The sequence below is a fragment of the Kaistella sp. genome (assembly GCF_032060305.1).
GTDB classification, from domain to species: Bacteria; Bacteroidota; Bacteroidia; order Flavobacteriales; family Weeksellaceae; genus Kaistella; species Kaistella yananensis.
In genome coordinates this window covers 1-4,828 of the sequence record NZ_DAMBHK010000002.1, presented here as the reverse complement: position 1 = coordinate 4,828, position 4,828 = coordinate 1, and the positions used below count along the sequence as shown (strand labels likewise).

The following is a 4,828-nucleotide window of genomic DNA, read 5'->3' as shown; positions in this document are numbered from 1 at the left end:
GCCGGAATCGGAATTATTTTCTCAATGGTCGGAACTTTATTCGTAAAAATCAGTGAATCGTCAGAATTAGATACCGCTCCCGTACAGAACGCTTTAAACATGGGCAACTGGGGGAGTATTGTATTAACTGCTGTTGCATCTTATTTCCTTGTAAATTATCTTTTACCTGAAACCATGACATTAAGAGGCCACGAGTTCACCAAAATGGGTGTTTTCGGAGCGATTATCGTAGGTCTTGTAGTGGGAACTTTAATGAGTATCATAACTGAGTATTACACCGCGATGGGTAAAAGACCCGTAAAAAGCATCGTGAAACAGTCTTCCACAGGACATGCAACCAACATCATTGGTGGTCTTGCTGTAGGGATGGAATCTACTCTTTTACCAATCCTGGTTTTAGCGGGCGGTATTTACGGATCTTATCTTTGTGCTGGATTGTATGGAGTGGCAATTGCCGCCGCCGGAATGATGGCAACAACGGCAATGCAGCTTGCGATTGACGCTTTCGGACCGATTGCCGATAACGCTGGTGGAATTGCAGAAATGAGCGAATTACCGAAGGAAGTTCGTGAGAAAACAGATATTTTAGATGCGGTAGGGAATACCACAGCAGCAACAGGAAAAGGTTTTGCTATCGCTTCAGCGGCTCTAACGGCGCTTGCTTTGTTTGCGGCCTTTGTAGGTATTGCAGGGATTGACGGAATTGATATTTACAGAGCCGATGTCTTGGCAGGTTTATTCGTGGGTGCTATGATTCCGTTTATCTTTTCTTCTTTGGCAATTAAAGCCGTGGGAGAAGCAGCAATGGCGATGGTAGAAGAAGTTCGCCGTCAGTTCCGCGAGATTCCGGGAATTCTTGAAGGTAAAGCAACCCCGGAATACGAAAAATGCGTAGCCATTTCTACAGACGCATCAATCAAAAAAATGTTATTACCTGGCGCAATCGCTTTGGTTTCTCCGCTTTTGGTAGGATTTATTTTCGGTCCTGAGGTTTTGGGTGGTTTCCTTGCGGGAGCTACCGTTTCAGGTGTGCTAATGGGAATGTTCCAGAATAATGCCGGAGGTGCCTGGGATAACGCAAAGAAATCCTTCGAAAAAGGAGTGGATATTAATGGTAAAACCTTCTATAAAGGTTCTGACCCGCACAAAGCTTCCGTAACAGGAGATACTGTTGGCGATCCTTTCAAAGATACTTCAGGTCCTTCAATGAATATTTTGATCAAATTGATGTCGATTGTTTCCTTGGTTATTGCACCAACTTTAGCCATTATGCATAAAGATAAAATTGAAAATAACAGAAAAGAAAAGCTGGAATCGCTCAATAAAATGATGGGAATAACCACCGTCGCGGCAGAAACGCCGGGTATGGATGCAGGAACTTCTGCTACACCACAGGAAGTTAGGGGAGGCTTAAATGCTGATGGTGATTATGTATATGACACAGGAAATGTTCAGGAAGTGAAATTAACTGATAAATCCATCTTAATGGGTCAGAACAGTCAGATCTATGCGCTGTATAACGGCATTAAGCTTAAAGATCAGGCTTTATTGGATCCGAACACATGGTTCACCATCGAAAATCTTCATTTCCAAAGCGGAAGCAGCGATTTGAAGCCGGGTTCTGAAGCCCAGTTGACCAATCTTGCGGAAATCCTGAATGCTTATCCCAATGTTAGAGTTAAACTCGGAGGTTATACAGATAATACAGGTAATTCAGATACCAACATGAAACTCTCCAGCCTTCGCGCACAGACTGCCAGATTGAAATTACTCGAATTGGGAATTGCTGGCGACAGGGTGGAAGCCGAAGGTTACGGACCGCTCTTCCCGGTTTGCGAGGCTAACGATACCGATGAGTGTAAAGCACAGAACAGAAGAATTGATGTAAGAGTTCTAAGCTTCTAAATAATCATTTTTAAAAATAAATCCCGACTGTAAAAAGCCGGGATTTTTATTTTATACGTCCTTCGATTTCTAAAAGCCTACCACCGCTTTCTTCTTACGTAAATAAAAGTGAGCAGCGTAATAAAGGCCATTAATCCCAATGTCATAAAATACCCCAAAGGCTGGTGAAGTTCCGGCATGTTTTCGAAATTCATTCCGTAGATTCCTGCGATAAACGTAATCGGGAAGAAATACATGGAATAAATAGCCAGCACTTTCATAACCTGGTTGGCCTTCTGGTCGCTCATGGCCAGAAACATTGATATAAGGTTCGTAACTTGGGCATTCAGATGCTCAAAATCGGCGATTACATCTTTGTGTTTGTCTTTCAGGTCGCTTATTTCAGTATCACTCAATCTTAGGGTTTTAAATTTATCAATCCAGTCCGCAGAAATATTCAGGATTCTGGCATTCAGACCCGATTTTCTTTTCAGTTTATAAAGTCTGCGGATTTGGTTGGAATGGTTGGTCGTCTTCAGAAATATTTCATTTTCAATATTGTCCATCGTTTCCAAAAGGTTCTGCGATTCTTCATCGAAAGATTTCATCACTTTTAGAGCCAGTTTCAGCGCAATGGTATCGGTACTGATGCTTTCATACTCCGGAAGGAGAATTTCTTTTTTAAATTCATAAACACTTCTGTTTTTCATCCGGTGAACGGTGATAATAATGTGTTGGAACATGAAAATCCCCAGTTTCGTAGAAATATCGCTGATGGTATTAAGGTTCGTGCGCTCCAGTTCAGTGTTTTCGCGCATCAGAAAAAATTTCACGCCATTGTCCTGCTCAAATTTCGGCAGGTGGTTCGGATCAATTGTATCCTCCAGAAGCAGCGTATTGATATTATATCTTTCATGAAGAAAATTAAGATCCTCTTGCGTTGGAGCTTCCACATCAATCCATTCGCAGTGCTCCTTACGGTAAATTATTTCTATTGGCATTCAACAAATTTAATGATTATTTTCAGTTGGTATTAAAGATTCCCGATTCCTTAAATAAAAATTATATTTGTATAAATTTTTTAATCGTCATGACGAAAAGCATTATCAAAGGAATAGGACATTATGTACCTGAAAACATCGTAACAAACGACGACCTCTCGAAACTGATGACCACCAGTGACGAGTGGATTACAGAACGCACAGGCATCAAAGAACGCCACCACCGCAAAAACCGGAACGATGCCGATGAGACTACCGCATTTTTAGCTTTCAAAGCTTCAGAAAAAGCCTTGAAAATGGCCGGACTCACTGCAAAAGACATCGATTATATTGTTTTTGCTACACTGTCACCGGATTATTATTTCCCTGGCTGTGGGGTTTTGCTTCAGGAAATGCTGGGCTGCAACACCGTTGGAGCGTTGGATGTAAGAAACCAGTGTTCGGGGTTTGTATATGCGATGAGCGTGGCCAATGCTTTTATTAAGTCGAAAACCTATAAAAATATTCTTGTGGTGGGTGCGGAACTGCATTCTTTCGGGCTCGATTTTTCTGATGCCGGAAGAGGAGTTTCTGTAATTTTTGGAGACGGTGCAGGTGCCGTAATTCTTTCTGCTTCTGAAGAAGATTCTGCTGGCGATATCTTAGCGGTAAATATGCATTCCGAAGGGAAGTATGCAGATGAACTCTGCACCAAATTTCCGGGGTCCAAATACGGCTGGAGCGACCGGATGCGCCTGGAACCCGAAAATGTAACCGATGCTGAAGTTTATCCGGTAATGAACGGAAATTTCGTTTTTAAACACGCAGTAACGAGATTCCCAGAAACAATGATGGAGGCTCTGGAATCTGCCGGTAAAACGGTGGATGATCTGGATATGTTTATTCCGCACCAGGCCAACCTGCGCATCGCACAGTTTGTACAGAATAAAATGGGTCTTCCGGATAATAAGGTGTTCAATAATATTCAGAAATACGGCAATACCACCGCTGCATCAATTCCAATTGCGCTGAGCGAAGCGATCGAGCAGGGTAAAGTGAAAAAAGGAGATTTGGTACTCCTCTCCGCATTTGGTAGCGGATTTACCTGGGGTTCCGTACTCTTTAATTACTAAAGTAATAAAATGCGTCAATTGACGCATTTTTTTTATTCTGCTTTCAGGGAATCCTCCTTTTGGGCTTCATTTTCAAATGCGGCGGAATCCACTCCGGCATTTCTTCGTTCCTCTACGCTGTGTGAGTCTTTATATTCTTCCCGTTTTTCTTCTTTTTGGGCACAGCTTGCAAATGATAAAGTTCCCAAAATAGCGACTGCAAATAAAGTTTTCATAATTTTCTTTTTAATATTCTGGTTTGCGTGGGTACAAAAATGATGCAATTCTTTTTTCTTTTCATGAATTAAATGAATTTGGTGTGGATATGAAATTTGTCAATATTGATAATTGTCACACTGATATCTGGTTTTTAACTTCAGGTTCTGCGTAAATTTACTTGTGTTTTTTAAAGGAAATAATTAAAAATTAACATATTATGACTACCAAAGCCAAAGCAGAACAGCAAGTGTACTCCGTAGACGGAGGAAAAGCAAACGTGAAACAATCAGTGAAAAATCCCATTGTAGAAAACGGTGTCAGCAACATTAAAGATAAGTATGTTTATTCCTTCGGAGGCGGAAAAGCAGACGGTAACGAATCGATGAAAAACCTTCTCGGAGGTAAAGGTGCGAACCTTGCTGAAATGGCGGGGCACAAAGATCTTAAACTGCCGGTTCCTCCAGGATTCACGGTAACCACCGAAGTGTGTACTTATTTTTATAACCACAACAGAACATATCCTGCCCATCTCGAAAAACAGATAAAAAATGCCCTTGCAGAGGTTGAAAAACTTATGGGCAAAAAATTTGGGGACGTAAAAGATCCTTTACTCATGTCCGTACGTTCCGGAGC

5 protein-coding genes are annotated in these 4,828 nt (G+C 41.6%); 3 read left to right on the top strand and 2 right to left on the bottom strand.

Annotation, left to right across the window (positions count from 1 at the left end; translation table 11 throughout):
* Positions 1-1,905, top strand: a 1,905-nt coding sequence (locus V5N63_RS00365) for a sodium-translocating pyrophosphatase (protein WP_332032007.1), incomplete at its 5' end; no start/stop codon positions are given.
* 77 nt (positions 1,906-1,982) lie between these two features.
* On the opposite strand, the gene V5N63_RS00360 is transcribed toward V5N63_RS00365, so the two are convergent.
* A complete protein-coding gene (locus tag V5N63_RS00360; protein WP_332032005.1) occupies positions 1,983-2,885 on the bottom strand; it encodes a magnesium transporter CorA family protein in 903 nt (300 codons plus the stop codon).
* Between the two features lie 89 nt (positions 2,886-2,974).
* Between V5N63_RS00360 and V5N63_RS00355 the strand changes: the two genes are divergently transcribed.
* A complete protein-coding gene (locus tag V5N63_RS00355; protein WP_332032003.1) occupies positions 2,975-3,997 on the top strand; it encodes a 3-oxoacyl-ACP synthase III family protein in 1,023 nt (340 codons plus the stop codon).
* A gap of 32 nt (positions 3,998-4,029) precedes the next feature.
* On the opposite strand, the gene V5N63_RS00350 is transcribed toward V5N63_RS00355, so the two are convergent.
* Entirely contained in the window at positions 4,030-4,212 is a 183-nt protein-coding gene (locus V5N63_RS00350) for a hypothetical protein (RefSeq protein WP_265144409.1), read from the bottom strand.
* Positions 4,213-4,412: 200 nt separating this feature from the next.
* On the opposite strand from V5N63_RS00350, the gene V5N63_RS00345 reads away from it, so the two are divergent.
* Positions 4,413-4,828: PEP/pyruvate-binding domain-containing protein (locus V5N63_RS00345; protein ID WP_332032001.1), on the top strand; the 416-nt coding region annotated here is incomplete at its 3' end.